Here is a 26,797-nt window from a genome sequence, read left to right as displayed (position 1 = left end):
ATTATCTTCGCCCCGGGGACAGATCACTCCGGCTCCCCCAGAATGGCCGCTTTTGCCGACCGGCCATCCCAAGGAGATCGAATGAAAGTCCAGAACATCCTGCAGACCATCGGCGGCACGCCGCACGTGCGCATCCAGCGCCTGTTCGGCCATGCGACGCAAGAGGTGTGGATCAAGTGCGAGCGCGCCAACCCCGGCGGCTCCATCAAGGACCGCATCGCGCTGGCGATGGTCGAGGACGCCGAGCGCACCGGTGCGCTGAAGCCCGGCGGGACCATCGTCGAGCCCACCTCGGGCAACACCGGCATCGGCCTGGCGATGGTCGCTGCGGTCAAGGGCTACAAGCTGGTCCTGGTAATGCCCGACAGCATGTCGGTCGAGCGCCGGCGGCTGATGCTGGCCTACGGCGCCAGCTTCGACCTGACGCCGCGCGAGAAGGGCATGAAAGGCTCGATCGCGCGCGCCGAGGAAATCGTGGCCGGCACGCCCGGCGCCTGGATGCCGCAGCAGTTCGAAAACCCCGCCAACGTCGAGGTCCATGCGCGCACCACGGCCGAGGAGATCGCGGCGGATTTCCCCGAAGGCATCGATGCGCTGATCACGGGCGTGGGCACCGGCGGCCACATCACGGGCTGCGCGCAGGTGCTGAAGAAGAAGTGGCCGAAGCTGAAGGTCTTCGCGGTGGAGCCGGTGGCCTCGCCCGTGATCTCGGGCGGCACGCCTTCGCCGCATCCGATCCAGGGCATCGGCGCCGGCTTCATTCCGAAGAACCTCGACACGGAGCTGCTCGACGGCGTGATCCAGGTCGACGCCGAGCCGGCACGCGAGATGGCGCGGCGCTGCGCCGCCGAGGAAGGCATGCTCGTGGGCATCTCCTCCGGCGCCACACTCACCGCGATCGCGCAGAAGCTGCCGGAGCTGGCGCGCGATGCGGTGGTGCTGGGGTTCAACTACGACACGGGGGAGCGGTATCTGTCGGTGGAGGGGTTCTTGCCGGCGTAGCAACGATCACCGCGCGTCATCGCGCATGGACATGGTCAAGGGCTCGCTCCTGAGCTGCGGAATTTACAATCGCAGCCCCTCAAGCGCCACCTGCCCGATCACCACGGGCCGCCCGCCATGATCCGCGTCTCCGAACTCAAGCTCCCCCTTGACCATGCGCCCGATGCGCTGCCCGCGCTGGTCGCGTCCACGCTGGGCATCGCGCCCGGCGACATCGCTTCGCACACCGTCTTCAAGCGCAGCTTCGATGCCCGCAAGGCCGAGCTGCTGACGGTGTACATCGTCGACGTGGCGCTGGCCGATGCGCAGGCCGAGGCCGCGGTGCTGGCAAAGCATGCCGGTCGCCCGCATGTGCAGCCCGCGCCGGACATGGCCTACCGCCTGCCCGTGCGCGCCGACGAGACATCCCAGCGCCCGGTGGTCGTGGGCTTCGGCCCCTGCGGCATCTTCTGCGCGCTGATGCTGGCGCAGATGGGCTTCAAGCCCATCGTGCTGGAGCGCGGCAAGACCGTGCGCCAGCGCACCAAGGACACCTGGGGCCTGTGGCGCAAGAGCGTGCTCGACCCCGAGTCGAACGTGCAGTTCGGCGAAGGCGGCGCCGGCACCTTCTCCGACGGCAAGCTCTACAGCCAGATCAAGGATCCGCGCTTCCTCGGCCGCAAGGTGATGGAGGAGCTCGTCAAGGCCGGCGCGCCGCCGGAGATCCTCTACGTCGCCCACCCGCACATCGGCACCTTCAAGCTGGTGAAGGTGGTGGAGAACATCCGCGAGCAGATCGTCGCCCTGGGCGGCGAGGTCCGCTTCGAGCAGCGCGTGACCGACGTGCATATCGAGAACGGGCATCTGCGCGGCCTCACCGTGCTCGACCAGCGCACCGGCACCAGCAGCGAGCTGCGCACCGACCATGTCGTGATGGCGCTGGGCCACAGCGCGCGCGACAGCTTCGAGATGCTGCATGCGCGCGGGGTACACATCGAGGCCAAGCCCTTCTCGATCGGCTTCCGCGTCGAGCATCCGCAGGGCCTGATCGACCGCGCGCGCTGGGGCCGGCATGCCGGCCATCCGCTGCTGGGCGCGGCCGACTACAAGCTGGTGCACCACGCGAGCAACGGCCGCTCGGTCTACAGCTTCTGCATGTGCCCGGGCGGCACGGTGGTCGCGGCGACGAGCGAGCCCGGCCGCGTGGTCACCAACGGCATGAGCCAGTACTCGCGCAACGAGCGCAACGCAAACGCGGGCATCGTGGTGGGCATCGATCCGCGCGACTACCCCGGCTGGGAGGACGGCCGCATCGGATCGCCCCTGGCAGGCATCGCGCTGCAGCGCGCGCTGGAGTCCAACGCCTTCGTGCTCGGCGGCGGCGACTACCGCGCACCGGGCCAGCGGGTCGGCGACTTCGTGGCCGGCAAGCCCTCGAGCGCGCTGGGCAGCGTCGAGCCCTCGTACAAGCCGGGCGTGACGCCGGGCGACCTGCATGCCGCCCTGCCCACCTATGCCATCGAGGCCATGCGCGAGGCCTTCCCGGCCTTCGGACGCAAGATCAAGGGCTTCGACCTGCACGACGCGGTGCTGACCGGCGTCGAGACGCGCACGTCATCGCCGATCAGGATCACACGTGGCGAGGATCTCCAGAGCCTGAATGTGCGCGGGCTCTATCCCGCGGGCGAAGGAGCGAGCTACGCGGGCGGCATCCTCTCGGCGGGCGTGGACGGCATCAAGGTCGCGGAGGCGGTGGCGCGCGGAATCGTCGACGATTCTTGACAACTATTGATAGTGGCATCAAGATTTCCCCATGAGCACCAACACCATGAGTTTTGCGCTGCCCGAGGCCTTGCGCAGCTACGTTGATCGGCGGGTACGCTCTGGCGCCTATGGGAACACGAGCGAGTACCTTCGGGAGCTGATTCGCAAGGATCAGGAGGAACAGGCGAGAAAGCAACTGCGCGAGCTGATCCAGGAAGGGCTCGAGTCGGGCAAAGGGCGCTTGGTCACTCCAAAGGTCGCCGCTGAGCTGAAGGAACGAGCGCTGGGACGCTCGCGTTGAAGCGGGCGAAGCCCAGGCCGCTGGCGGAGCAAGATCTTGTCGAAACCGCCCAGTACTACGTACAGGCGGGCGATCGTGCCCTTGGCGCGCGCTTCTTCGATGCGGCACTGGATGCACTGGAGGCGATCCAACGCATGCCAGCCATGGGATCGCCGCGGCTTGGGAGGCTGTGCGACATACCACGACTTCGCGCGTGGCGCGTCACAGGCTTTCCGGTGCAGTGGTTCTACTTCGAAGCGGGTGATCATCTCGACGTCGTTCGCCTGCTCGGCGAGCGTCAAGACACTGCTGCCATCCTTCGTGGCGAGCTGAACGAGCAGTAAGCTGATCAGGCCGCGATGCCCCTGGCGCGACGTTGACGAGGGTGGCATGCGCGGCCACCATAGCGCATCGTCACCGATGCCCAACCAGGCGGCGGCCTCATCGAAGAGACTTGGCACGCTCAGGAATGAGGGTCAAGGGCGCCCGTTCAGCGCTTTCAAGGAGATCTCATGGCCGAGAGCGACAAGGTCTTCGCGGGCTCGATCCCGAAGTTCTACGACATGCTGATGGTCCCCCTGATCTTCGAGGCCTATGCCGGCGACCTGGCGGCGCTTGCCGCTGCTTCCTCGCCCGGCTCGGTGCTTGAAACGGCGGCCGGCAGCGGCGTGGTCACGCGGGCGCTTGCGCCAAGGCTCAGAGCCGACGCATCCTACGTGGTGACGGACCTCAACCAACCCATGCTCGACTATGCCGCCACCCGGCAGAGGCCCGATAGCCGTATCGAATGGCGGCAAGCGGATGCGATCGACCTGCCGTTCGAAGATGCCTCGTTCGACGTCGTTTGCTGCCAGTTCGGCGCGATGTTTTTCCCCAACCGGATCGCCGGCTACGCCGAGGCGCGTCGCGTGCTGAGGCCAGGCGGGCGATTTGTCTTCAATGTTTGGGACCGCATCGAAGAGAACGCCTTTGCCGACGAGGTCACCAACGCCGTCGCCGCGGTGTTTCCGCACGACCCTCCGCGATTCCTCGCCCGCACGCCGCACGGCTATCACGACATCGCACGGATCCGCGAGGAATTGAGCCGCGCAGGATTCGTCGACATCGAGATCGAGACGAGCGAAAAGGTGAGTCGCGCGCCCTCGGCACGCGACGCCGCCACCGCCTACTGCCAGGGGACGCCGCTACGCAACGAAATCGAGGCGCGCGACGCCGGCTTGCTTCAACTCGCGACGGACCGCGCGACGGAGGCAATCGCCAGCCGCCATGGCGAAGGCCCGGTGGCCGGCAAGATTCAGGCGCATGTGATCGTGGCGGCGGGATAGCGAAGGGCCCGGCGCAAGGGGGCTATCCGCTCACCAACGCCAACTCGCTGACGGGCCTCGACCCAACGAAAAAGGGGCCGGTAGACCGGCCCCTTTTTCTTCATGCGCGTCGGCAATCAGCCCTGGGCGTTCTGCAGCGCCGCGATGCGCTCCTCGATCGGCGGGTGCGTGGCAAACAACTTGCCGATGCTGCCCGTGATGCCCATCGCTTCCACCGCCTTCGGCAGCTCGCCGGGCGTCAGGCCGCCCAGGCGGGCGAGCGCGTTCACCATCGGCTGCTTGCGGCCCATCAGCTGGGCCGCGCCGGCGTCGGCGCGGAACTCGCGCTGGCGCGAGAACCAGGCCACCACGATCGCGGCCGCGAAGCCCAGCACGATGTCGAGCACCACGGTGGTGATCATGTAGCCGATGCCGGGGCCCGCGTTGTTGTCGCTTCCCCGGCGCAGGAAGCCGTCGACCGCATAGCCGATCACGCGCGAGAGGAAAACCACGAAGGTGTTCATCACGCCCTGGATCAGCGTCATCGTCACCATGTCGCCGTTGGCCACGTGCGCCACCTCGTGGCCGATCACGGCCTCGACCTCCTCGCGCGTCATGTTGGCGAGCAGGCCGGTAGACACGGCCACCAGCGACGAGTTCTTGAAGGCGCCGGTGGCGAAGGCATTGGGGTCGCCCTCGAAGATGCCGACCTCGGGCATGCCGATGCCGGCCTTGTCGGCGAACTTGCGCACGGTCTGCACGATCCAGGCCTCGTCGGGCGACTGCGGCTCGTTGATGATGCGCACGCCGGCCGTCCACTTGGCCATGGGCTTGCTGATGAGCAGCGAGATGATCGCGCCGCCGAAGCCCATCACCAGCGCAAAGCCCAGCAGGGCCGTCAGGTTGAGCCCGTTGGCGGTGAGGTAGCGGTTGACGCCGAGCAGACTGGCAACGACGCCCAGCACCGCGACCACCATCACGTTGGTCAGGACAAACAGAAGGATGCGTTTCAAGCTGATTTCTCCGTGGGGTTCAGGCGAAGCACTCGCCGTGGCGAGCAAATGAGGCCCGGCGAGGGGGTTTTCAAGCGCGGCACGGCGGATCGTTGTGGTGGTTCTGCCCTGCGGCGCCAGGCCTCGGATCGATCATAGGAGCAAAAGTTCGCACGTCCGGAACACGCCACTACGCTCACTCGGGATAAAGCCGGCCCGCCAGCGTAGCGCTGGCCTTGCGCAGCGCCGGGAGAAAAGCGTCCCGGAATTCGACGAAGCTCATGCGCTCGGCGCGCACCGCGATGCTCATCGCGGCCACCATCGCGCCCGTGCGGTCGTGCACCGGCACGGCCATGGAGCGCACGCCCAGCTCGAGCTCGCCGTCGTTGCCGGCGTAGCCCTCCTCGCGGCAGCGTGCGAGCAGGGCCAGCACCGGCTTCAGCTCGTACACGGTGCGCGCGGTGAGCGGCTGCCGCGGCATCGCGCGCACGCGCCGTTCGGCCTCCGCCGGCGGCAGGCTCGCGAGCAGCACGCGCCCCAACGCCGAGCAATACGCCGGCAGGCGCGAGCCGATGCCCAGCCCCGTGCTGAGGCTGCGCCGCGCGGTGGAGCGGGCGATGATGATCGCGTCGTCGCCCAAGAGCTTGCCCAGCGAGGCCGACTCGCGGGTGCGCTCCGACAGCGCGTCCAGCAGCGGCTGCGCCAGCGAAGGCGTGGCCCGCGAGGCCAGGTAGGCATGCGCCACCAAGAGCGCCTTCGGCAGCATCCAGAAGCGCTTGCCGTCGCTGTCGAGGTAGCCCAGCGCCTGCAGGGTCAGCAGCGAGCGCCGCGCCGAGGCCGGCGAGCAGCCGGTGAGCCGCGCCACCTCCGACACGGTGAGCCGGCTGTGCTGGCGCCCGAAGCAGGTCAGCACCTCCAGGCCCTTCTGCAGCGAGGCGACGAAATTCTTGTCGGGCTGGTCCACGCTTACCTGGGGAGCGGCTTCGTTTTTGCGCATAGCGCAAATCTAGCTTGTTCGCCATGCCCCCGGGGCGGACACTTCCCCCTACCCCGATGAACGTCTGCCACGGAGACAAGACACCCATGCTGAATTCCTTCGCGCGGCGCCTCTGCGCCGCCTGCCTGGCCGGCGCCTGCCTGCTCGGCCCCGCCTCGGCGCAGAGCCCGCAAGCGCTGAAGCTCGTCGTGCCCTTCCCGGCCGGCGGCACCGCCGACATCCTGCCGCGCGTGGTGGCCGAGAAGCTGCGCGCGCAGTACCCCGGCGGCGTGCTGATCGACAACCGCACCGGCGCGGGCGGCAACATCGGCGCCGAGCTGGTGTTCCGCTCGGAGCCCGACGGCAACACCCTGCTGGTCTCGCCGCCGGCGCCGATCGCGATCAACCAGCATCTCTACAAGAAGCTCTCCTTCGATCCCGCGAAATGGGTGCCCGTCACGGTGCTCGCGACGGTGCCCAACGTGCTGGTGGTCAGCCCCAAGCTGCCGGTGAAGAACGTGCAGGAGTTCATCGCCTACGCCAAGGCCAACCCCGGCAAGCTCAGCTACGGCTCGCAGGGCAACGGCACCACCTCGCACCTGACGGCCAGCCTGTTCATGCAGCTGACCGGCGTGGAGATGGTCCACATCCCCTACAAGGGCACGGCGCCCGCGCTGGTGGACCTGGTGGGCGGCCAGATCGACGTGTTCTTCGACAACCTGAGCTCTTCGCTTCCCTTCCACCAGGCCGGCAAGCTGCGCATCCTGGGCGTGGCCGACGAGCAGCGCTCGCATGCCCTGCCCGAGGTGCCCACCTTCGCCGAGCAGAAGCTGCCCGCCATGAACGCCGTGACCTGGTTCGCTGTCGTGGCGCCGCCCGGCACGCCCGCGGACAAGGTCGCCTCCACGCAGAAGGCGATCGCCGATGCGCTGGCATTGCCTGACGTGAAGCAGAAGTTCGCCGAACAGGGCGCCGAGCCGCGCGGCTGGGACGCCGCCCGCACCGGCAAGTTCCTGCAGGCCGAGTCCGCGAAATGGAACAAGGTCATCAAGAGCGCCAAGGTCAGCCTCGATTGACATCACGAAACATGAACGACATCGCATCCCAACCGATCCACTGGGCCGGCCCCGGCCTCACGCGCATCCCCTTCGCGCTCTACAGCGACGCGCAGACCGCGGCCGACGAGCAGGCCCGCATCTTCCGCGGCGAGGTCTGGAACTACCTGTGCCTCGAAGCCGAGCTGCCCGATGCCGGCAGCTACCGCACCACCTTCGCCGGCGAGACGCCGGTGGTGGTGGTACGTGACGAAGACGGCGAGATCTACGCCTTCGAGAACCGCTGCGCCCACCGCGGCGCGCTGATCGCGCTGGAGAAATCGGGCCGCGCCGAGAACTTCCAGTGCGTCTACCACGCCTGGAGCTACAACCGCCAGGGCGACCTGACCGGCGTGGCCTTCGAGAAAGGCGTCAAGGGCCAGGGCGGCATGCCGCCGGATTTCTGCAAGGAGGCCCATGGCCCGCGCAAGCTGCGCATCGCCACCTTCTGCGGACTGGTCTTCGGCAGCTTCAGCGAGGACGTGCCCGGCATCGAGGACTACCTGGGCGAGGAGATATGCGCGCGCATCGAGCGCGTGCTGCACAAGCCGGTGGAGGTCATCGGCCGCTTCACGCAGGCGCTGCCCAACAACTGGAAGCTCTACGTGGAGAACGTGAAGGACAGCTACCACGCGAGCCTGCTGCACCTGTTCTTCACCACCTTCGAGCTCAACCGCCTGTCGCAGAAGGGCGGCGTGATCGTCGACGAGAGCGGCGGCCACCATGTGAGCTACTCGATGATCGATCCGGCCGCGGAGAAAGACGCCTCGTACAAGGAACAGGCGCTGCGCTCCGACAACGACCGCTATCGCCTGAAGGACCCGAGCCTGCTCGCCGGCTTCAAGGAATACGAGGACGGCGTGACGCTGCAGATCCTCTCGGTCTTCCCCGGGTTCGTGCTGCAGCAGATCCAGAACTGCCTGGCCGTGCGCCAGGTGCTGCCCAAGGGCGTGGCGCGCACCGAGCTCAATTGGACCTACCTGGGCTATGCCGACGACACGGCCGAAGAGCGCCGCGTACGCCTGAAGCAGTCGAACCTGATCGGGCCCGCCGGCTTCATCTCGATGGAGGACGGCGCGGTGGGCGGCTTCGTGCAGCGCGGAATTGCCGGCGCGCACGACCATGAGGCGGTGGTCGAGATGGGCGGCGACGGCGCCGAGTCGAGCGAAGGCCGCGCCACCGAGGCTTCGGTGCGCGGCTTCTGGAAAGCCTACCGCCATCACATGGGCGCCTGAGCAGGCGCGACGACGAGAGAGACACACGATGATCGACCTGCTGGCGCTGTGCGCCTTCAACGCGGCCTACGCCCACACCATCGACAGCGATGCGCTGGAGCAGTGGCCGGACTACTTCACCGAAGACTGCCACTACCGCATCACGCATGTGGAGAACGAGCGGGAGGGCCTGGCCGCCGGCATCGTCTATGCCGACTCGCGCGCGATGCTGCAAGACCGCATCGCGGCCCTGCGCGAAGCGAACATCTACGAGCGGCAGCGCTATCGGCATCTGCTGGGCATTCCCTTGCTCGAGCAAGCCAGCGCCGACGGCGCCGAGGCGCGCACGCCCTTCATCGTGGCGCGCATCATGGCCACCGGCCAGACGGAAGTCTTCGCCACCGGCGTGTACCAGGACCACTTCGTCCAGCAAGACGGGCAGCTGAAACTGCAGTCGCGCGTGGCCGTGTGCGACAGCACGGTGACCGACACGCTGCTGGCCCTGCCGCTGTGAACACTGCGACAACGACGACACGGGCCCGCCGTCTCGCGCTCGCCGCGGGCGATCCTAACGGCATCGGGCCCGAGATTGCACTGAAGGCGCTGGCGGCGCTGCCGGCCGATGCGCGCGAGCGCATCACCCTCTTCGGGCCACGCAGCGTGCTCGAGCGCGCGGCGGCGCAGCTGGGCCTCGCAGCGATGCTGCCGGCGCTGGGTCTGGTCGATGCTGGCCAGTTGCCGGCCCACGCTGCGCAGCCGGGCCGCATCGAGGCCGCGGCCGGCGCTTCGGCGGTGGCGTCGGCGAGCGCGGCGATCGAGGCGTGCCAGCGCGGCGAATTCGATGCCGTGGTGGCCTGCCCTCATCACGAGACCGCGATCCGCCAAGCCGGCATCGCCTTCAGCGGCTACCCCTCGCTGGTGGCGCGCGTCTGCGGCCAGGCGGAGGACAGCGTGTTCCTGATGCTGGTCGGCGGTGGCCTGCGCATCGTGCATGCGACGCTGCACGAGAGCGTGCGCCAGGCCCTGGGCCGGCTGCAGCCCGAACTGATCGCCGCCGCGGTGCGCGCCGGTGTGCGGGCCTGTGCATTGCTGGGGGTGCCGGACCCGTCGATCGGCGTGTTCGGCATCAATCCGCACGCCTCCGAGGACGGGCTGTTCGGGCCCGAGGACGAGGCCTGTGTCGAGCCGGCCGTTCGCGCGTTGCGCGCCGAAGGCCTTCGTGTCGACGGCCCACAGGGCGCCGACGTGCTGCTGGCGCAGCGCCGACACGAGCTCTACGTCGCGATGCTGCATGACCAGGGGCATATCCCCATCAAGCTGCTGGCGCCGCACGCCGCCAGCGCGCTCTCCATCGGCGCCGAGGTGCTGCTGTCCAGCGTGGGCCATGGCAGCGCGATGGACATTGCGGGGCGCGGCATCGCGGACCCGGGCGCAGTGCTGCGCACCATTCACCTCTTGTCGGGCCTGGGTCCGGGAGACACCACACCATGAGCCATCGCGTCGCCATCGCCGGCAGTGACATCGCCTTCGACTGCGCGGAGAACCAGAGCGTGCTCGACGCCGCCCTGCGCGCCGGCATCGAGCTGCCCTACTCCTGCCGCAAGGGCGTGTGCGGAAACTGCGCCGGCGGCATTGCGCAGGGCGAGGTCGCCGGCCTCGAGGGCGCCTCGATCCGCAACGAGAGCTGCACGCCGGAGCAGGTGCTCTACTGCATGTGCACGCCGGCGAGCGATCTGCAGATCCAGCCGGTGTCCTGGCATCGCATCGACCCCGGCGCGCGCAAGCGCTTCACGGCCAAGGTCTTTCGCAATCAGCTGGCTGCGCCCGATGTGTCCGTGCTTCAGTTGCGGCTGCCGGCGGGCCAGCGCGCGAAGTTCCACGCGGGGCAGTACCTGCAGCTCGCGGTGGGCGACGGCAGCACGCGCTGCTATTCGATGGCCAATGCGCCGCACGAGAGCGACGCGCTGACCCTGCACATCCGCCATGTGCAAGGGGGCGCCTTCAGCGCCCGCGTGCCGGCGCTGCAACAGGGAGACCTGCTCGATGTCGAACTGCCCTTCGGCGCCGTGACGCTGGACGCCGCCTCGCCGCGGCCCATCGTCTTCGTGGCCGGCGGCACCGGCTTCGCACCCATCAAGTCCATCCTCGACGACATGGCGAAGCGCCGCATCGAGCGGCCGATCACGCTGATCTGGGGCGCGCGCCGCGCGGAAGGCATCTACCTGCGATCGGCAGTGGCGAAGTGGCAGCGGCAATGGCCGGGGTCTTTCCGGTTCCTCGCGGCCTTGAGCGAAGAAGGCGGCGACGCCGAGGACGCCTTCGCGGGCCGCGTGGACCAGGCCTTGCAGGCCCACTGCCCCGAACTCGCGGGGCACGAGCTCTACTGCTGCGGCTCGCCCGGCATGGTGCACGCGGTGCGCGAGCTGGCGCTGCAGAAGCTCGGGCTGGACGCCGCCGACTTCCATGCCGATGTGTTCGTCGATGGGCCGGCGCTCAGTGCTGCGGAGGCCGTGCCGGCCTGAAGACCGCCGGGTCGTCGTAGAACTCCGGCGCCTCGTTGGCGGGCCACCAGCCCGGCACGCCCAGCACGGGCAGCGGCGCCAAGGGCTTGCCGGCCAGGTGATCGGGTTCCAGCGCGGCCGCGATCGCCGCATCGTCGATCGCGATCGAGCGGACCGCGCCCGGTGCCCACAGCACATGCGCCGTGAGCGCCTTGCGCGGCGAAACGAGCTTTTCGAGCAGCGCATGGCCGAAGACCAGCAAGCGGGCCTCGCGCCACAGCGCGCGTTCGCGCATGAAGAGGCGCGGCCAATCGCGCGCCAGCAGCGCCGCCCACAACGCAGCCGGCGCATCGAGCACCGCTCCGTTCTCGTCGAAGAGGGTCAGCGCATCGCGCAGGGGCCCGCGCGTGGCACCGATGCCGGCACGCGCGATCTCGGCCGCCTGCAATTCGTTGAGGCGCCGCTTGGCGCGCGGGAAATGCAGCCACGCCAGGCCGTTGAAAAGGTCATGCAGGTTGTCGCGCGTGGGCACCTGCGCGGTGCGGAAGATGAAGGCCTCATAGGCTTCGCCGGGCGGCGCGGCATCGGCCTGCACAAAGCGCAGGGGCCCGGCCGGCAGTCCGACGTCCGCGCCCTGGCCCGACAGCACGGCGGCCACGCCGGCGCCTCGTGCCAGCGGCGCCGTCATCGCCGCGGCCCGCGGCGCATAGGGCGCCAGCCAGGGCCGTGCCGGGTCGAAGCCCGCGGGCAGGTTCACGACGCGGCGGGTCCGACGTACTGCACCTTGTTCGGCGTCTTCTCCGGCGTCAGCAGGAACAGCTCGGGAAATTTCTTGAACAGCTTGGGCGAGCTCGCGCTCTTGCCCAGCAGCTTGGCGCCGCGCAGGCGCTCGGCCGCCTGGTTGAGCTCGAGCTTCGCGCCGCCGGCGAGCTCGGGCACCGCATCGAGGATGCGCAGCACATCCTCGGGCAGCACCACGGGGGCCGGCGCAGGCGCTTGCGCCTTGGTGCGCCGCGGCGCGCGCGCGGGACGCTTGGCGGCAGCGGGCCGCGCCGCGGACTGGTGCTGCAGATCGATGAAGCTGTCGTAGACCCCAACGGTCTCATCGCCCGTCTTGCCCTGCTGGCCGATGCCGCAGACGCGGCAGCCCTTCTCGCGCAGGCGAATCACCAGCGGCGCAAAGTCGGAATCGGAGGACACCAGCACCACCAGCTCGGGGCGCTCGGCCACCACCAAGTCCATCGCGTCGACCGCCAGCGCGATGTCGGTGGAGTTCTTGCCGGAGGCCAGGTTGACCATCGGCCGCACCGAGAGCCGCTTGAAGAGCGCCTGCTGCTTGAGCGCGGTCTCGGCGTTGCAGTAGGCGCGGCGCACGTGGATGGCGCCCTGGTCGGCGAGCGTGCGCTGCACGGCCTGCTCGATGACGTCGGCCGAGACGTTGTCGGCGTCGATCAGCAGCATCACGCGGCGGCCGGCGGTGCTCACAGCAGCCTCCACGCGACGGTCTCGCCGCCGCGCAGCGGCTTGAGCGTCGCCTCGCCAAAAGGCACGGTCTCCGGCACGGTCCAGCTCTCGCGCTGCAAAGTCACGGTGTCGCTGTTGCGCGGCAGGCCATAGAAGTCGGGGCCGTGAAAGCTGGCGAAGCCTTCGAGCTTGTCCAGCGCGCCGGCGTTGTCGAAGGCCTCGGCATAGAGCTCCAGCGCCGTGAGCGCGGTGTAGCAGCCGGCGCAACCCAGCGCATGTTCCTTGAGGTGCGCGGGGTGCGGCGCGCTGTCGGTGCCGAGGAAAAAGCGCGAGCTGCCGCTGGTGGCAGCCTCGACCAGGGCCACGCGATGGGTCTCGCGCTTGAGCACCGGCAGGCAGTAATAGTGCGGCCGGATGCCGCCGGTGAAGATCGCGTTGCGGTTGTAGAGCAGGTGGTGCGCGGTGATCGTGGCGGCGGTGAAGCGGTCCGCATCGCGCACGTAGTGGGCGCCCTCCTTCGTCGTCAGGTGCTCGAACACGATCTTCAGCTCGGGGAAGTCCCGGCGCAGCGGGATCATCACGCGCTCGATGAAGATGGCCTCGCGGTCGAACAGGTCGACCGAGGGGTCGGTCACCTCGCCATGCACCAGCAGCAGCAGGCCGTGCTTCTGCATGGCTTCGAGCGTCGGGTAGGTCTTGCGGATGTCGGTGACGCCGGCATCGCTGTTGGTGGTGGCGCCCGCGGGGTACAGCTTGAGGGCGCATACGCCCGCCGCGGCCGCTCGCCCGATCTCCTCCGGCGGCAGCTTGTCGGTCAGGTACAGCGACATCACCGGCTCGAAGTCCAGGCCCTCCGGCACGGCGGCGCGGATGCGGCCGCGGTAGGCCTTGGCCTGCTCGGCGGTGGTCACCGGGGGGCGCAGGTTGGGCATGATCAACGCGCGGCCGAACTGGCGGGCCGAATGCGGCACCACCGCTTGCAGGGCCGCGCCGTCGCGCACATGCAGGTGCCAGTCGTCGGGGCGGATGAGGGTGAGGGTCTGGGCGGGGCTGGTCATGGCGTGCATTGTCCCATTGGGGTCCGAGAAGACAGCGAGTCTGAACAATTGTTGCCGCCTGCTCAGAAAGGCCGTGCGGCGCACTTACGATGCCCCGCCTTCCCGTCAATATTTGTATCCCATGGGATACACTACCCATGCGCATACATGTCACCGAGATTTATCTTCAATGGATCAACACTCTCAAGGACCGCGCAGGCCGCGCTCGGATCCAAGTGCGAGTGGATCGATTGGCACACGGCAACCCAGGCCAGTGTCGCTACCTGAGCGGCGGCGTGTCCGAGTTGAAGATCGATTTCGGTCCCGGATACCGTGTCTACTACACCGAGAGAGATGGCGAGTTGATCATTCTTCTCGCCGGTGGCGACAAATCGACCCAGCAACGTGACATCGAGGCAGCCATCGCGCTTGCCAGGAATCTTTAGGAGCAAGCCGCATGGCCAGAACACCCGCCAAGTCCGCCGCGAAGGTCAAGACCGTCCCATACGATGTGGCCGAGCAGTTGCGCACGCCCGAGGAGATGGCCGCCTACCTCGACGCCTGGCTCGCCGAGGCGCCAGATGACGCGGCGGGCATCGCGCGCGCATTGGGCGACATCGCCCGTGCCAAAGGCATGTCCCAGGTGGCACGCGACACTGGCCTGAGCCGCGAAAGCCTCTACAAGGCCTTGGGCGAAAACGGCAACCCAAGCTTTGCCACCTTCCTCAAGGTCGCTCGGGCATTGGGAATGCGGCTGCACGCGGAAGCGGCGTGAGGCCGCGCCAGGTCAGCAAGCCTCACCACGCCCAAGCTTGAACACACTGACCATCTGCGCCAACCCGCCGGCCTGCTCACTGAAGTCAGAGGCTGTGAATGAAATCCGGCGCGCCCGAGCAGACCGTCCAGGGGACTCAATCAAGGCGCAAAGCGCAGCCGTAGCTCGGGCTATGGCGAGCATTTGCAACGGCAGGGTGGGGTCGCCTGGGCGGGATGAGCGGGCGTGGCGGATTTATTCACAGCCCCTCAGGTGTAGGCCAGAGGAAGCCGCACCTGCGCCACCAGCCCCGCGCTGCCCGCGCTTGAGCTGCACCTCGCCCCCCCCATGCGCGCGCGCGATCGAGCGGCACACCGCCAGGCCCAGTCCGCTGCCCTGCGCCCGAGGCCCCGCGCAGCGGCGCGCGCGCAGAAGGGGCTCGAAGACCCGCTTCCAGCTCGACCTCCGGCAGTCCGGGGCCGCTGTCGCTGACCCGGCCACCGCGTTCTGCTCGTCGACGAAGAGCCGCACGCGCGCCTGCTCGCCATACTTCACCGCGTTCTCGATCAGGTTGTCGAGCAGCCGGCGCACGCCGATCGCATCGACATCGACCGCGGCTTCCTCGCTGCGCTCCAGGCGCACGTTCTTGCCGACGAAGGTCGCGTCGTCGACCACGTCCTTGAGCAGGGTGGAGAGGTCCAGGCGCTCGCGCGACCCCGGCTCCGAGGCATCGCGGGTGAAGGCCAGCACCGAGCTGATCATCCGCTCCATCTCCTCCACGTCCTGCAGCATGCCGGCGCGCACGTCGTCGGGCACGTCCTCGATGCGGAAGCGCATGCGCGTGAGCGGCGTGCGCAGGTCGTGGCTGATGGCGCCGATCATCGCGGTGCGGTCGGCGACGAAGCTGCTCAGCCGGCTCTGCATGAGGTTGAAGGCCTGCGCCGCACGGCCGATCTCCGCCGGGCCCCGCAGCGCGAGCACCGGCGCTGCCGGCTCGCGGCCGAGGCGCTCGGCCGCGCGCGCGAAGCCGGCGATCGGCCTCACCAGCCGGCGCGAGAACAGCCAGCCCGCGGGCACGACCACGGCCGCGGCGATCAGGAACCACAGCAGCACGCGGCGCTGCCAGGCGTTCGGGAAGGGCTCGGGCACGGGCTGAACCGTGGCCCAGTTGCCGTCGCCGACCCACATCGCGGCGATGAAGTCGCCCTCGACGAAGGGTGCCGGCGCCAGCCCGAACAGGCCGCGCGGCGGCGGGGTGACGGCCATGCCCTTCTCCTCGGCCAAGGGCCGCTCGACGGGCCGCACCGCCGGGACGCGCGGCAGGGCGGCAGGGGTCGATGGCGCGGGCGGAGCAACGGCGGCAGGAGGAACGGTCGCGGCGGGCGCGGCCGGCGTCGCGCTCTCGCGAACTGCCGGTTCCGGCGTGTTGGCAGCCACGGACCGGGCCGCGCGCGGCGCTGGCGGTGTCGGAGGCAGGACGGCAGGCGCCCGCGGCGACACGCTGCCCAGCCCTGAAGGCGCAGGTCCCGGCGGCGGCGACATCGTGGGCCGCTCGCCGGATGGCGGGGCAGCAGCCCGGTCGCCACCCGGAGATGGCGGCGGCGCGCCCACGGAGGGCGCAGTGCCCCCCGGTGCCGGGCCCGGCGCGGGAACGCCCTGGGGAGCGGCCCCTGCGACCGGCGCATCTGGCGCTCGTGCCCCCGCTGGCGCGTCCGCCGCGAACCCGGGTGCAGGTGCAGGCCCGGACCCAGGCGCCGGCGCGGATCCAGGTGCGGGTGCAGACCCAGACCCAGGCGCGGGCGCGGGTGTCGTTGCAGGTGCAGCCCCGCCCGTGCCGCATCCGTCGGCCCGGCCTGCGAGCCCCATCGCCTGCCGCGCGCGAAGGCGCGGCGGTGGTACCGGCATCGGCGCACCGCCACCTCCCCGGTCCGCCGAACGGCCGCCGAAAGGCGACATGCCCCCGCCCCCGACCGAAGCCGCCACCGCCCGGCCGCCCGACCCACCAGGCCCCCGGCCCGCCTGGGCGACCTGGAAGTCCGCCAGCATGAAGCCCCCGCGAAAGTCGCCCAGCGCCTGCGCGAACTCGCGCCGGGGCGCCGGCGCTTCGGGCAGGTCGCCCTGCGCGCGCGGCGACGCACGCGCAGTACCGGCAAAGGGCAGCGGCGTGTAGAAGTAGAGCCGCACCTCGGATTCGCTGCGCCCCAGCAGCTGCGCCAGCTCGTGGCGGGAGCGTTCGGAGGTCAGCCAGCCGGGACCGGTGGGCTCCGGCGGGCCGGCCTGCAGCTCGCGCTGCAGGCTTCGCGTGCCGCGCACCTCCGGGCCGTTCCCGGCCAGCACGCGGGCGATGTCATGGAGCTCCCATTGACGCTGCGGCTCCGGCGGCAGCAGCATCGTCAATCCCAGCGTCACGAGTTGCGCGATCACCAGCCCGCCCAGCAGCAGCCCCATGATCTGAAGGGCGAGCGGGGGACCGGACCAGCGGCGAGCGGCGCCTGCACCTGTCATGTTCATGCGCCGATGCTGGCATGGACGCAGGGGGATGTCACGCATGGGCCTCGCAGTGTGGGCGCGCCGCCTTGCCCGGAAATTTCAACGTGTTGCGCTTCATTGCAACGGCCGGTCGGGCGCCCCCGCGCGAGCACCGACAATAGCGGCTGTCCTCCACCCTGCCCGACCGTGAATCTCAGCACCCGCATCCTCATCGTCGACGATGACGCCGGCATCCGCGGCCTGGTGTCCTCCTTCCTGGAAAAACACGGCTACCAGGTCGACACCGCCGGGGACGTCCCCGAGATGCGCAGCAAGCTGGCGCAGAACACCTACGCGCTGATCGTGCTCGACGTGATGATGCCGGGCGAGGACGGCCTCTCCGCCCTGCGGGAACTGCAGAGGATCGGCGGGCCACCGGTCATCATGCTGTCGGCGGTGGGCACCGACATCGACCGCATCGTGGGCCTGGAGATCGGCGCCGAGGACTACCTGGCCAAGCCCTGCAATCCGCGGGAGCTGCTGGCGCGCATCCGCACCGTGCTGCGCCGCGCTTCGGCGCCGCCGGCCACCGCACCGCCCGCGCCTGCTGTCGCCCCCGCCCCTGCCGGCGAGGCCAGCGACACGCTGCACTTCGCCGGCTGGCGCATCGACCTGACCGAGCGGGTGCTGTACGACCCGGCGAACGCGGTCGTCGGCCTGTCGGACGGCGAGTTCCGCCTGCTGCGCGCCTTCACCCAGCATCCGCGGCGAGTGCTGCAGCGCGAGCAGCTGATGGACTACGCGCTCGGCACCGACAGCGACTCCTACGACCGGGCGATCGATGTCCAGGTCAGCCGCCTGCGGCGCAAGCTCAGCTTCGGCGAAGCGCGCGCGGACCTGATCCGCACAGTGCGCAACGAGGGCTACATGTTCGTGCCCGCCGTCACGCGCGGCTGACCAGCCAGGCCCTGGCCGCCCACGTCGCAACAAAGCCGCAAAGCGGCGAAATCCGTCGGCAACATCGCGGCTCGAAGCTCGGGGCTCCACCTCACAAACGGAGCCACAGTGTCAGTCCACGACTTCCCCCCCAAGCGCGAACACCACAACAGCGCACTCCGCGAACCGGCGCACGGCCACCACCTGGCCGACGACCTTCCCCTGATCGCCGCGCAACTGCTTCAGCGCCGCAAGGCGCTGGCCTGGCTGGGCGCCTCGGCGGCCGGCTCGGCGCTCACCCTGGCCGGCTGCGGCGGCGGGGGCTCGGGCGGCGGCAGCCTGACCAGCGCGGCGACCACCACCGCCGCAAGCACCACCGCCGCCGCGACCACGGCCAGCACCTCCAGCTCGAGCGGCTCCACGAGCACGACGACGACCACCAGCACATCGAGCAGCAGCTGCACCGCCGTGGCCGGCGAGACCGCGGGCCCCTACCCGGCCGACGGCACCAACACGTCGTCCGGCGCGACCTCCGACGTGCTCACCGCCAGCGGCATCGTGCGCAGCGACATCCGCAGCAGCTTCATCAGCTCGACGACGCAGGCGCAGGGCGTGCTGACCACGCTGACGCTCACGCTGGTCAACACCAATTCGAGCTGCGCGCCGCTGTCGGGCTATGCGATCTACCTGTGGCACTGCGACCGCGACGGCAACTACTCGCTGTACACGGCCGCGGCCGAAAGCTACCTGCGCGGCGTGCAGGTGACCGACGCCAACGGCCAGGTCACCTTCACCACCATCTTCCCCGGCTGCTATTCGGGCCGCTGGCCGCACATCCACTTCGAGGTGTTCGCGAGCCAGGCCGCGGCCACCACCGGCCGCAACGCGGTGCTGACCTCGCAGCTGGCGCTGCCCAGCGCCGCGTGCAGCGCGGTCTACCCCTACGCCACCGGCTACACCTCGAGCGTGAACAACTTCGCCAACGTCTCGCTGACGACCGACAACGTGTTCAGCGACAACACCGCGGCACAGCTCGCCGCGATGACGCCCGCCATGAGCGGCAGCGTGTCGGCCGGCTACACCGGGACCGCGACGATCGGCATCGCGCGCTAGCGCCGGCGCCAGGCCCGTCCTGCCCGGCGCCGCCATCGAAGCGCCGGGCCCCCTCGTTCACCCCTCTCCCTCATGCCCTTTGTCTCCTACGCCCAGAATTTCGAAGACGTGATGCTCTGGCGCGCGCTGGGCCACGTTCGCGACGGCTTCTTCATCGACGTCGGCGCCTGGTCGCCCGAACTGGATTCGGTGACGCTGGCCTTCAGCCAGCGCGGCTGGCGCGGCATCAACGTCGAGCCCAATGCGCACTACCACGCGCAGCTCGTCGAGCGGCGGCCGCTCGACGTCAACCTTCGGGTGGCCGTCGGCGACCACTGCGGCCGCGTCCGCATGCGCTTCGTCGAGGACACGGGGCTGTCGACAGCCGTCGCGGAGATCGCCGAGGACCACCGGGCGGCGGGATGGACGGTGCAAGAGGAAGAGGTCGAGCTCACGACCCTGCAGGCCCTCTGGCGGGATCAGGTGCCGGCCGGCCAGCCGGTGCATTTCCTGAAGGTCGATGTCGAGGGATTCGAGCAGGCCGTGCTCGCCGGGAACGACTGGCAGCGCCATCGGCCCTGGGTCGTCGTCGTCGAGGCGACGCGCCCGCTCTCGCGCATCGAGAGCCACGCGGCCTGGGAGCCCGTGCTGCGCGAAGCGGGCTACACGCATTGCTATGCCGACGGCCTCAACCGCTACTACGTCGCCCAGGAGCATGCCGAGCTGGCCAAGGCCTTCGAGTACCCGCCGTGCGTCTTCGACGACTTCGTGCCCGCGGCGCTCGTGCGTGCGCAAGCTGCGCAGGGGGGCGTCGACGCGCAGCTGGCCCAGGCACGCCAAGCTGCCGAAACGGCGGAAGACCGGCGCGCCGGCTCGGAGCAGCAGGCGCGGGAGGCGGACCGCCGGGCGCGTGCGCTGGCGGGCGAGCTGCGCGGGGCGATCCGAACCAGGGACGGCATGCTGCTCGATGCCCGGCAACGCGCGGCGGCGGCGGATCACCAGGTTCGGGCCGTGCTGGGCTCCACCTCCTGGCGCGCGACCGCGCCATTGCGCAGGGCCGCGGCCCTGCTGCCTGCCGCCCCGCGCCGGCATGCGCGACGCGCGTTGAAGGCGGCCTGGTGGCTGCTGACGCCCACGCGCCTGCCGCAGCGCCTGCGCTTCCTTCGCGAGAGAAGTGCCGCGAGCGGCCGAGCCCGCGTCCTCCAGCCGGCCCCCGCGAGCCTGGCGACTTCGGCCCTGCCCGCGCCCTGCAGCCCCTATGCGCGCTGGATCAGCGACAGCGAGACCCGCTCCGACGCGGTGGAACTGCCGGCGAGCGATCGGCCTCTGGTGAGCTTCCTGATCCACGCGACCGAGGAGACCCTGTCGCGAACGCTGGGGTCGATCCAGCGCCAGCCGCACGGCGCCTGGGAGATCGTGCTGTGCCGGTCCCGGACGCTGCATGGCGAACGGGTCGCGCGCATCGATCGATGGGCGCGGACGGACCCGCGCATCACGATCGCCCACGCGTGCGACCATGGCCGGGCCTCCTGCCTGCAGGCCGGGCTGGAAGCCGCGCGGGGGCGCTTCGTCGCCGTCGTCGACGGCGGCGACCTGCTGGCGCCGCACGCGCTCAACGAGCTGGCCGCCGTGCTGGACCGCCTGCCCGACGCGGACATCCTCTACAGCGACGAAGACCTGCAGGACGGCGCGCACGCCCGCACGGCGCCCTTCTTCAAGCCGGGCTGGTCGCCCGACCTCCTCTACGCCTTCAACTACTTCGGCCGCCTGACGCTGCTGCGGCGCGAGCTCGTGCTGGCCGCGGGCGGCATCGACCCGGCCGCGGGCGCGGCCATCGAATGGGACCTCCACCTGCGGGTCAGCGATCTGGCCAAGCAGATCCACCGCGTGCCGAAGGTCCTGTGCCACCGCGGGCCGGACAACCATTGCGACCGCCCCGCGGCCTCGACGCAGGCGGCCGCCGACCATCGCGTCACCATCGCGAAATACTGGCGCCGGCACGGCTTCGAAGCGGTCGCCGAGACGCAGGCGGATGGAACCCAGCGCGCGATGTGGCCGCTCGAGCACATGCCGCTCGTGTCGATCGTGATCCCCACCCGGGACAAGTCGCAGCTCCTGCGGATGTGCATCGACGGCCTGCTCACGGGCACCGACTACGCCCGCAAGGAAATCGTCATCGTCGACACCGGCTCCGTCGAAGCGGAGACGCTGGCCTACTACGGCGAGCTGGCGGCCTTTGCCGAAGTGCGCATCGTGCGCTTCGAGAAGCCGTTCAACTACTCGGCGGCCTGCAACTACGGCGCCTCGTGCGCGCGCGGCGAGCTGCTGCTGTTCCTCAACAACGACATCGAGGTCGTCGCGCGCGACTGGCTGCGGGAGATGGTGCGCTTTGCGCAGCGCCCGGGCGTCGGCGTGGTGGGCGCGAAGCTGGTCTTCCCGTCGCTGGAACTCCAGCACGCGGGCGTCGGCATCGGCCCGCATCTCTGCGCGCTCATGTACCGCAGCGGCGGCGGGCAGCCCTGGGGCGTCTACGGCTCGCCGGACCATCCGCGCAACTGGCTGGCGATCATGGGCGCTTGCCAGATGGTGCGCCGCGACGCCTTCGAGCGCGTCGGGGGCTTCGACGAGTCCTACCTCATCGCGATGAGCGACGTCGCCCTGTGCCTGCGCATCTGGCGGGCGGGCTTGCGGATCGCCTACGCGGCGCACGCCCCGCTGATCCATCACGAGGGCGCGACACGGGGCAACACCAATCCGGCCGAGGACATGCGCCGCATGGCCGACGACATCCGCGCGTTGGGCATCGACGAGGACCCATACCTTCATCCCGAGCTGGACGGCAGTCTCGCGATTCCGGCGCTGAGGATCGACGGCGCGCGCGGTGCGCGCCAGGTGCTGCAAGGCCACATCGAGGAACAGGGTTCGTTCCCCTTGCTTGCGGCCGAGCTGGATCTTTGCGACGACGGCGCCTGCCTCGAAGCCGCCGGCCTGCCGCGCGAATCGGTGCTCTGGGCGCCGCAGGCGGCGCACCGCGTGCACGACAAGTGGTCCGCCGCGCGCTGGTGCCTCGATCTCCTGCGCACACGGGCGGACCTGCGCTTGCGGTTTCCCGATGCGCTGTCCGGCGGTGCCGAAGGCGGCTTCGCCCGCTGGCTGATGGACGAAGGGCGCGTGCGCTTCGGCCTGCCGGAGGGCTTTGCCGAGGCCGTCCGGCTGCTGTTCTCGGAAGACATCGCCGCCGCCGCGCGCCAGCTCTTCCTGTTCCGCGAAGACGTCCGCGCGCAGATGCCGCATGGCCTGACGCCCGCGGGCCGGCATGACCTGTTCCGATGGTTCATGCAGCACGGCCGCCGCGAAACCCGCTTGCGGCTGGAGGAAGTGTGGTGGCTGTTCTGGCAAGCGGCGGAGAACCCCGCGCAGGAACTGATGAGCGCCTATCGCTTCGCGCCAACGTGGCAGCGGCTGTACCCCGACGCCCTGACCGTCTTCGGACGCCAGGCCTTCGCGGCCTGGTTCGCCGCGACCTACCGCGCCAAGGGCGACTGGACCGATCCCGCCCGCTGGCCCCTGGCGCTGGCGCCCGCGAGCCAGCTGCGCCTGGCCTACCACGCCCGGGAGCATTGGCGCAGCCGGCACCCCGCAGCGCTCCACGACAGGGACCAGGCCCTCGCGTTGATCGAATGGCTGCAGTCGGACGAGTCCCTGCAGGCGCCCGAGGTCCGCGCCTGGTGCAGCACGCTGGACAAGGCCGCCGTTGCCACCGCGCTGGTCACGCCGGGTGCGAACGTGATCGGGCATTTCTGCTATCCCTCGGGCCTGCGGGTGTCGGTGGAGGCGGTGGCCGAGGGCCTTCGACGGGTGGGGGTGGAGACCTCGTTGCGGGACCTGCGCACGGACCCGAAGGACGACCCGCATCGTCTGCAGTTCGACGGCCTCGAGGAGCACGACATCACCGTCCTCCACACGCAGCCGGAGCCCTACTTCCGCGACATCTACCGCCGGGCCGACCTCGCCGAGCGCCCGCGGCGCGGCAGCTACCGCATCGCCTACTGGTACTGGGAGTTCGACTCCATTCCCGAGGCCTGGCTGGCCCCGGCCACGCGCATCGACGAGGTGTGGACCGCGACCGAGTTCGTGGCCAAGGGCCTGCGCGAGCGCCTGTCCATTCCGGTGCGAACGCTGTTCCCCGGCGTCGAGCTCGGCCGCTACAGCCGCCGCGACCGCGAATACTTCGGCATCGAGCGCGGCAAGTTCAGCTTTCTCTTCACCTTCCACATGATGAGCGTGATGGAAAGGAAGAACCCGCTGGGACTGATCCGCGCCTTCAAGCAGGCCTTCCGCGCGAACGAAGACGTCCAGCTGGTCCTCAAGACCTCCTTCGGCGACCGGCACCCGGCACAGATGCAGGCGCTGCGCGAGGCTGCCGCCGGCGCCAACATCAAGGTCATCGACGCGGTGTACAGCCCGGACGAGGTGCTGTCGCTGATGGATGCCTGCGATGCTTATGTGTCGCTCCATCGCAGCGAGGGCCTCGGCCTCACCCTGGCGGAAGCGATGCTGATGGGCAAGCCCGTGATCGCGACGGAGTTCTCGGGCAACCTGGACTTCATGGACGGGAACAACAGCCTGCTCGTCCCTTGCAAGCGCGTGAAGCTGGGGCGGGCGATCCCGCCCTACGACGCCGACTCGGAATGGGCCGAGCCCTCGATCGAGCATGCGGCGCGGCTCATGCGGCGCGTCTACGAGGACCCGACATGGGCGGGAGAGATCGCTCGCCGCGGCAAGAAGGACGCACAGGCGAAGCTGTCGCTGGAGGCCGCGGGACAGCGGATCGCGCAGCGCCTCGCGGAGATCAAGGCGCAGTGGCGCGGCGCGAGCGTCGTGGCCGGGTGAAGGCGCATCCGGCGCCGACAAGCCGCGCGGCCACGGACGCTCGCGCGCCTCAGCCGATCTGCGTCAACGCGTTCTCGAACGCGGTGCGGGCGATGCCGGTGCGTTCGCTGGAGCGCGCATGGCAGCGCTCCAGCGCCGCGGCCACGGTGGCCGAGACGTCGCCGAAGATCGCTTCGTCCGAAATCTCGACATCGCCCTGCATCAGGAACGCGAACGCGCGCGCCATGCCGCAATTGGCGATGAAGTCGGGAATCACCGCGACACGCGAATCGGCGTGCTCGTAGATCGGGCCGTAGAAGATCTCGCGATCGGCAAAGGGCACGTTGGCACCGCTGGACACGACTTCCAGTCCGCCTTCGATCAGCTGCTCGACCTGGTGCTGCGTCACCAGGCGCGACCCGGCGCAAGGCAGGAAGATGTCGGCCCCGACGCTCCACACCCGGCGATCGATCTCCTCGAAGGTCAGCATGCCCTTGGCGGCGAGCTGGTTGCCCTTCTTCTCGAGGAACAGCGTGCGGATCTGCTCGAAGCTGAAGCCCTCGGGGTCGAGCAGCCCACCTTCGCGGTCGATGATGCCGACCACGCGCGCGCCGGCCTGCGCGAGGTAGTAGGCCGCGGTCGAGCCGACGTTGCCCCAGCCCTGCACGATGACGCGCTTGCCTGCCACCTGGCCACCGTAGAGCCGAAAGAAGTGCAACACCGATTCGGCCACGCCCCAGCCCGTGATCAGGTCGGCCACCAGGACCTTGCGTGCCGGCTCGGGCGTGTAGCGCGGGTCCTCCACCACTTTGGCCACGCCCATGCGCAGCTGGCCGACCTTCTGGATGCGCTCGCTGTCGCTCGGCACGAAGTGGCCGTTGACCACGCCCTCCTGCGGATGCCAGAGGCCATAGCTCTCGGTGATCGGGATCACCTCGTGCACCTCGTCGACGTTCAGGTCGCCGCCGGTGCCGTAGTAGGTCTTGAGCAGCGGCGTCACGGCCTTGTACCAGCGCTTGAGCACGTCGTTCTTGCGCGGATCGGCCGGGTCGAAGTCGATGCCCGACTTGGCGCCGCCGATGGCGGGACCGGACACGCTGAACTTGACCTCCATCGTCTTGGCCAGCGACTCGACCTCGCGCCGGTCCAGGCCCGGGCGCATGCGCGTGCCGCCGCCGGCAGCGCCGCCGCGCAGGGAATTGATGACGACCCAGCCCTTGGCGGGCGTCTCGGCGTCGTGCCATTCGAAGACGATCTCGGGCGCCTTGTTCTCGAAACGGGTCAGCAGTTCTTTCATCTCGGTCTTTCAGGATTCGGTGGATTCTTTGGTTTCGGTGCGTTCAGGCGAGCAGCAGCTTGTCGTCGTCGAGCTTCTCGCCGCGGGTCTTCTCGAACATGTGCAGCAGGTCGGGCACGTCCATGCGGGCGCGCTCGGAGCCCTCGACGTCGAGGATCACGCGGCCTTCGTGCAGCATCACCGTGCGCGTGCCGTAGTCGAGCGCCTGGCGCATGCTGTGCGTGACCATCATGGCCGTCAGCTTGCCGGCCTCGACGATCTTCGCGGTGAGTTCGAGCACGAAGGCGGCGGTCTTCGGATCGAGCGCCGCGGTGTGCTCGTCGAGCAGCAGGATGCGCGACGGCTGCAGCGATGCCATCAGCAGGCTCACGGCCTGGCGCTGTCCGCCCGAGAGCAGACCCATGCGGTCGGCCAGGCGGTTCTCGAGCCCGAGCTCGAGGATGCTGAGCTTCTCGCGGAAAAGCTCGCGCAGCTTGCGCGTCAGCGAAAAGCCGAAGCCGCGGCGCGCGCCGCGCTTCCACGCCAGCGCCATGTTCTCCTCGATCGTCAGCGCTTCGCAGGTGCCGGCCATCGGGTCCTGGAAGACGCGTGCGACCAGGTCGGAGCGCTGCCAGGCCGAGCGGCGGGTGACCTCGCTCTCGTCGATGTGGATGCTGCCGCGGTCGACCATCAGGTCCCCGCTGATCGCATTGAGGAAGGTCGACTTGCCGGCCCCGTTGGAGCCGATGACGGTGACGAACTGCCCCGTGGGGATGCTCAGGTCCAGCCCGCGCAGCACGCGGTTCTCGATCGGCGTGCCGGGGTTGAAGGTGATTTCCAGGCCTTTGGCGCGCAGCATTACTTGGCCTCCTTGACGGCGACTGACGGGTTGGTGCGCACGCCGGGCCACAGGCCGGCCAGCTTGCGCTTGTAGGCGGGCACGAGCAGCGCGAAGGCGACCAGCACTGCAGTCACCAGGTTCAGGTCCTGGGCCTGCAGGCCGATGAAGTCGCTGTTGAGCGCCAGCGCGATGAAGAAGCGGTAGAGCACCGCGCCGAGCACGCAGGCCAGCGTCGTGACGACCAGGCTGCGGGCCGGCAGGATGGTCTCGCCGATGATCACCGCGGCCAGGCCGACGACGATGGTGCCGATGCCCATGGAGATGTCCGCCCCGCCCTGCGACTGCACGAAGAGCGCGCCGGCCAGCGCGACCAGCCCGTTGGACAGCGCCAGGCCCCACACCGTGAGCCGGTCGGTCGAGATGCCCTGCGCCCGTGCCATGCGCGGGTTGCCGCCGGTGGCGCGCATCGCGAGGCCCGTCTCCGAGGCGAAGAACAGGTCGATCAGCACCTTGACGGCGGCCACGATCGCCAGCAGCACCAGGGGCTTGAGCCAGTAGTCGGGCAGGCTGCCGAACTGGAGCAGGCTGAACACCGTGGGGTCGTCGATCAGCGCCACGTTGGGCTTGCCCATGATGCGCAGGTTGACCGAGTACAGCGCGATCATCACCAGGATGCTCGCGAGCAGTTGCATGATGCGCAGCCGCACGTTGAGCCAGGCGGTGAGGTAGCCCGACATGGCGCCGGCAAGAATCGCCGCCGCCGTCGCGGCAAACGGGTTCCAGCCCGCGACGATCAGCGCCGCAGCCACGGCGCCGCCGAGCGGGAAGCTGCCGTCCACCGTCAGGTCGGGAAAATTGATGATGCGGAACGAGAGGTACACGCCCAGCGCGACCAGCCCGAATATCAGGCCGATCTCGATGGCACCCAGGGAAGCAATGAGCGACATGTC

General features: G+C 69.6%; 24 protein-coding genes. 15 read left to right on the top strand and 9 right to left on the bottom strand.

The window, feature by feature from the left end; genetic code table 11:
• Positions 1–81 precede the first annotated feature (81 nt).
• The 5 genes from cysK to GXN78_RS17620 all read left to right on the top strand — a co-directional run bounded on the left by cysK (position 82) and on the right by GXN78_RS17620 (position 4,350).
• Positions 82–1,002 carry a cysteine synthase A gene (gene cysK, locus GXN78_RS17640; RefSeq protein ID WP_106558576.1) on the top strand — a complete coding sequence of 307 codons (921 nt, stop codon included), beginning with the start codon at positions 82–84 and terminating at the stop codon, positions 1,000–1,002.
• A gap of 117 nt (positions 1,003–1,119) precedes the next feature.
• The gene (locus GXN78_RS17635) at positions 1,120–2,763 is read left to right on the top strand and encodes an NAD(P)/FAD-dependent oxidoreductase (RefSeq protein WP_106558577.1); all 1,644 of its coding nucleotides are present in this window, start codon (positions 1,120–1,122) and stop codon (positions 2,761–2,763) included.
• Positions 2,764–2,794: 31 nt separating this feature from the next.
• Positions 2,795–3,046 (top strand): type II toxin-antitoxin system ParD family antitoxin, encoded by a 252-nt coding sequence (locus tag GXN78_RS17630; protein ID WP_106558578.1) that lies wholly within the window; start codon positions 2,795–2,797, stop codon positions 3,044–3,046.
• Positions 3,043–3,369, top strand: coding sequence for a type II toxin-antitoxin system RelE/ParE family toxin (locus tag GXN78_RS17625; protein ID WP_106558579.1), 327 nt, complete (start codon positions 3,043–3,045; stop codon positions 3,367–3,369). The genes GXN78_RS17630 and GXN78_RS17625 overlap by 4 nt, the downstream gene beginning before the upstream one ends.
• Positions 3,370–3,537: 168 nt before the next feature.
• On the top strand, positions 3,538–4,350 hold the full coding sequence (locus GXN78_RS17620) for a class I SAM-dependent methyltransferase (protein WP_106558580.1): 813 nt from the start codon (positions 3,538–3,540) through the stop codon (positions 4,348–4,350).
• 116 nt (positions 4,351–4,466) lie between these two features.
• On the opposite strand, the gene htpX is transcribed toward GXN78_RS17620, so the two are convergent.
• Positions 4,467–5,342, bottom strand: a complete 876-nt coding sequence (gene htpX / locus GXN78_RS17615) for a protease HtpX (protein ID WP_106558581.1) — start codon at positions 5,340–5,342, stop codon at positions 4,467–4,469.
• 175 nt (positions 5,343–5,517) lie between these two features.
• Positions 5,518–6,318: an IclR family transcriptional regulator C-terminal domain-containing protein gene (locus GXN78_RS17610; protein ID WP_106558582.1), complete on the bottom strand. Its 801-nt coding sequence runs from the start codon at positions 6,316–6,318 to the stop codon at positions 5,518–5,520.
• Positions 6,319–6,404: 86 nt separating this feature from the next.
• Between GXN78_RS17610 and GXN78_RS17605 the strand changes: the two genes are divergently transcribed.
• From GXN78_RS17605 to GXN78_RS17585, 5 genes are read left to right on the top strand one after another with little or no spacing between them, the layout of a single operon-like run.
• Entirely contained in the window at positions 6,405–7,373 is a 969-nt protein-coding gene (locus tag GXN78_RS17605; protein WP_106558583.1) for a tripartite tricarboxylate transporter substrate binding protein, read from the top strand.
• Between the two features lie 11 nt (positions 7,374–7,384).
• Positions 7,385–8,626 (top strand): aromatic ring-hydroxylating dioxygenase subunit alpha, encoded by a 1,242-nt coding sequence (locus GXN78_RS17600; protein WP_106558584.1) that lies wholly within the window; start codon positions 7,385–7,387, stop codon positions 8,624–8,626.
• Positions 8,627–8,654: 28 nt separating this feature from the next.
• Positions 8,655–9,119 carry a nuclear transport factor 2 family protein gene (locus tag GXN78_RS17595; RefSeq protein ID WP_106558585.1) on the top strand — a complete coding sequence of 155 codons (465 nt, stop codon included), beginning with the start codon at positions 8,655–8,657 and terminating at the stop codon, positions 9,117–9,119.
• Positions 9,116–10,096, top strand: a complete 981-nt coding sequence (locus GXN78_RS17590) for a 4-hydroxythreonine-4-phosphate dehydrogenase PdxA (RefSeq protein WP_106558586.1) — start codon at positions 9,116–9,118, stop codon at positions 10,094–10,096. Before GXN78_RS17595 ends, GXN78_RS17590 begins: the two co-directional genes overlap by 4 nt.
• The gene (locus GXN78_RS17585) at positions 10,093–11,127 is read left to right on the top strand and encodes a 2Fe-2S iron-sulfur cluster-binding protein (RefSeq protein ID WP_106558587.1); all 1,035 of its coding nucleotides are present in this window, start codon (positions 10,093–10,095) and stop codon (positions 11,125–11,127) included. Before GXN78_RS17590 ends, GXN78_RS17585 begins: the two co-directional genes overlap by 4 nt.
• Here the strand turns inward: GXN78_RS17585 and GXN78_RS17580 are convergent.
• Genes GXN78_RS17580 through pyrC form a run of 3 tightly spaced genes read right to left on the bottom strand, consistent with a single transcriptional unit; the run spans position 11,099 to position 13,628 of the window.
• Positions 11,099–11,863: a DUF3025 domain-containing protein gene (locus tag GXN78_RS17580; RefSeq protein ID WP_106558588.1), complete on the bottom strand. Its 765-nt coding sequence runs from the start codon at positions 11,861–11,863 to the stop codon at positions 11,099–11,101. The genes GXN78_RS17585 and GXN78_RS17580 overlap by 29 nt on opposite strands.
• Positions 11,860–12,591, bottom strand: a complete 732-nt coding sequence (locus tag GXN78_RS17575; protein WP_239142749.1) for an NYN domain-containing protein — start codon at positions 12,589–12,591, stop codon at positions 11,860–11,862. Before GXN78_RS17575 ends, GXN78_RS17580 begins: the two co-directional genes overlap by 4 nt.
• On the bottom strand, positions 12,588–13,628 hold the full coding sequence (pyrC, locus tag GXN78_RS17570) for a dihydroorotase (protein WP_106558596.1): 1,041 nt from the start codon (positions 13,626–13,628) through the stop codon (positions 12,588–12,590). Before pyrC ends, GXN78_RS17575 begins: the two co-directional genes overlap by 4 nt.
• 137 nt (positions 13,629–13,765) lie before the next feature.
• Here pyrC and GXN78_RS17565 point away from each other — a divergent pair, with 137 nt between their 5' ends.
• Positions 13,766–14,053: a type II toxin-antitoxin system RelE/ParE family toxin gene (locus tag GXN78_RS17565; protein ID WP_106558589.1), complete on the top strand. Its 288-nt coding sequence runs from the start codon at positions 13,766–13,768 to the stop codon at positions 14,051–14,053.
• An 11-nt stretch (positions 14,054–14,064) separates the two neighbouring features.
• The gene (locus GXN78_RS17560) at positions 14,065–14,382 is read left to right on the top strand and encodes an addiction module antidote protein (protein ID WP_106558590.1); all 318 of its coding nucleotides are present in this window, start codon (positions 14,065–14,067) and stop codon (positions 14,380–14,382) included.
• Between the two features lie 234 nt (positions 14,383–14,616).
• On the opposite strand, the gene GXN78_RS17555 is transcribed toward GXN78_RS17560, so the two are convergent.
• Positions 14,617–16,872 (bottom strand): ATP-binding protein, encoded by a 2,256-nt coding sequence (locus GXN78_RS17555; RefSeq protein WP_164255520.1) that lies wholly within the window; start codon positions 16,870–16,872, stop codon positions 14,617–14,619.
• A 165-nt stretch (positions 16,873–17,037) separates the two neighbouring features.
• On the opposite strand from GXN78_RS17555, the gene GXN78_RS17550 reads away from it, so the two are divergent.
• From GXN78_RS17550 to GXN78_RS17540, 3 genes are all read left to right on the top strand, one after another.
• Positions 17,038–17,787: a response regulator gene (locus GXN78_RS17550; protein ID WP_239142748.1), complete on the top strand. Its 750-nt coding sequence runs from the start codon at positions 17,038–17,040 to the stop codon at positions 17,785–17,787.
• 108 nt (positions 17,788–17,895) lie between these two features.
• Positions 17,896–18,879 carry an intradiol ring-cleavage dioxygenase gene (locus GXN78_RS17545; protein WP_106560522.1) on the top strand — a complete coding sequence of 328 codons (984 nt, stop codon included), beginning with the start codon at positions 17,896–17,898 and terminating at the stop codon, positions 18,877–18,879.
• Positions 18,880–18,951: 72 nt separating this feature from the next.
• A complete protein-coding gene (locus GXN78_RS17540) occupies positions 18,952–23,751 on the top strand; it encodes an FkbM family methyltransferase (RefSeq protein ID WP_106560523.1) in 4,800 nt (1,599 codons plus the stop codon).
• 49 nt (positions 23,752–23,800) lie between these two features.
• Here the strand turns inward: GXN78_RS17540 and GXN78_RS17535 are convergent, their stop codons facing one another.
• Genes GXN78_RS17535 through GXN78_RS17525 form a run of 3 tightly spaced genes read right to left on the bottom strand, consistent with a single transcriptional unit; the run spans position 23,801 to position 26,794 of the window.
• Entirely contained in the window at positions 23,801–25,027 is a 1,227-nt protein-coding gene (locus GXN78_RS17535) for a Glu/Leu/Phe/Val dehydrogenase dimerization domain-containing protein (RefSeq protein WP_106560524.1), read from the bottom strand.
• A 43-nt stretch (positions 25,028–25,070) separates the two neighbouring features.
• The gene (locus GXN78_RS17530; protein WP_106560525.1) at positions 25,071–25,865 is read right to left on the bottom strand and encodes an ABC transporter ATP-binding protein; all 795 of its coding nucleotides are present in this window, start codon (positions 25,863–25,865) and stop codon (positions 25,071–25,073) included.
• On the bottom strand, positions 25,865–26,794 hold the full coding sequence (locus tag GXN78_RS17525) for an ABC transporter permease (protein ID WP_106560526.1): 930 nt from the start codon (positions 26,792–26,794) through the stop codon (positions 25,865–25,867). The genes GXN78_RS17530 and GXN78_RS17525 overlap by 1 nt, the downstream gene beginning before the upstream one ends.
• Between the last annotated feature and the right edge of the window lie 3 nt (positions 26,795–26,797).

Origin of the sequence: Variovorax sp. WS11 (assembly GCF_010499245.1) — a bacterium.
In the GTDB taxonomy this organism is placed as follows: domain Bacteria; phylum Pseudomonadota; class Gammaproteobacteria; order Burkholderiales; family Burkholderiaceae_C; genus Variovorax.
This window is presented reverse-complemented; position numbering and strand designations above follow the sequence as displayed.

Coding starts and splice junctions, on each gene's coding strand:
- GXN78_RS17595 (WP_106558585.1), top strand. CDS start 8,655: ATGATCGACCTGCTGGCGCTGTGCGCCTTCAACGCGGCCTACGCCCAC.
- pyrC (WP_106558596.1), bottom strand. CDS start 13,628: ATGACCAGCCCCGCCCAGACCCTCACCCTCATCCGCCCCGACGACTGG.
- GXN78_RS17630 (WP_106558578.1), top strand. CDS start 2,795: ATGAGCACCAACACCATGAGTTTTGCGCTGCCCGAGGCCTTGCGCAGC.
- GXN78_RS17525 (WP_106560526.1), bottom strand. CDS start 26,794: ATGTCGCTCATTGCTTCCCTGGGTGCCATCGAGATCGGCCTGATATTC.
- GXN78_RS17565 (WP_106558589.1), top strand. CDS start 13,766: ATGCGCATACATGTCACCGAGATTTATCTTCAATGGATCAACACTCTC.
- GXN78_RS17610 (WP_106558582.1), bottom strand. CDS start 6,318: ATGCGCAAAAACGAAGCCGCTCCCCAGGTAAGCGTGGACCAGCCCGAC.
- cysK (WP_106558576.1), top strand. CDS start 82: ATGAAAGTCCAGAACATCCTGCAGACCATCGGCGGCACGCCGCACGTG.
- GXN78_RS17540 (WP_106560523.1), top strand. CDS start 18,952: ATGCCCTTTGTCTCCTACGCCCAGAATTTCGAAGACGTGATGCTCTGG.
- GXN78_RS17600 (WP_106558584.1), top strand. CDS start 7,385: ATGAACGACATCGCATCCCAACCGATCCACTGGGCCGGCCCCGGCCTC.
- GXN78_RS17560 (WP_106558590.1), top strand. CDS start 14,065: ATGGCCAGAACACCCGCCAAGTCCGCCGCGAAGGTCAAGACCGTCCCA.
- GXN78_RS17535 (WP_106560524.1), bottom strand. CDS start 25,027: ATGAAAGAACTGCTGACCCGTTTCGAGAACAAGGCGCCCGAGATCGTC.
- GXN78_RS17605 (WP_106558583.1), top strand. CDS start 6,405: ATGCTGAATTCCTTCGCGCGGCGCCTCTGCGCCGCCTGCCTGGCCGGC.
- GXN78_RS17555 (WP_164255520.1), bottom strand. CDS start 16,872: ATGAACATGACAGGTGCAGGCGCCGCTCGCCGCTGGTCCGGTCCCCCG.
- GXN78_RS17620 (WP_106558580.1), top strand. CDS start 3,538: ATGGCCGAGAGCGACAAGGTCTTCGCGGGCTCGATCCCGAAGTTCTAC.
- GXN78_RS17635 (WP_106558577.1), top strand. CDS start 1,120: ATGATCCGCGTCTCCGAACTCAAGCTCCCCCTTGACCATGCGCCCGAT.
- GXN78_RS17530 (WP_106560525.1), bottom strand. CDS start 25,865: ATGCTGCGCGCCAAAGGCCTGGAAATCACCTTCAACCCCGGCACGCCG.
- GXN78_RS17585 (WP_106558587.1), top strand. CDS start 10,093: ATGAGCCATCGCGTCGCCATCGCCGGCAGTGACATCGCCTTCGACTGC.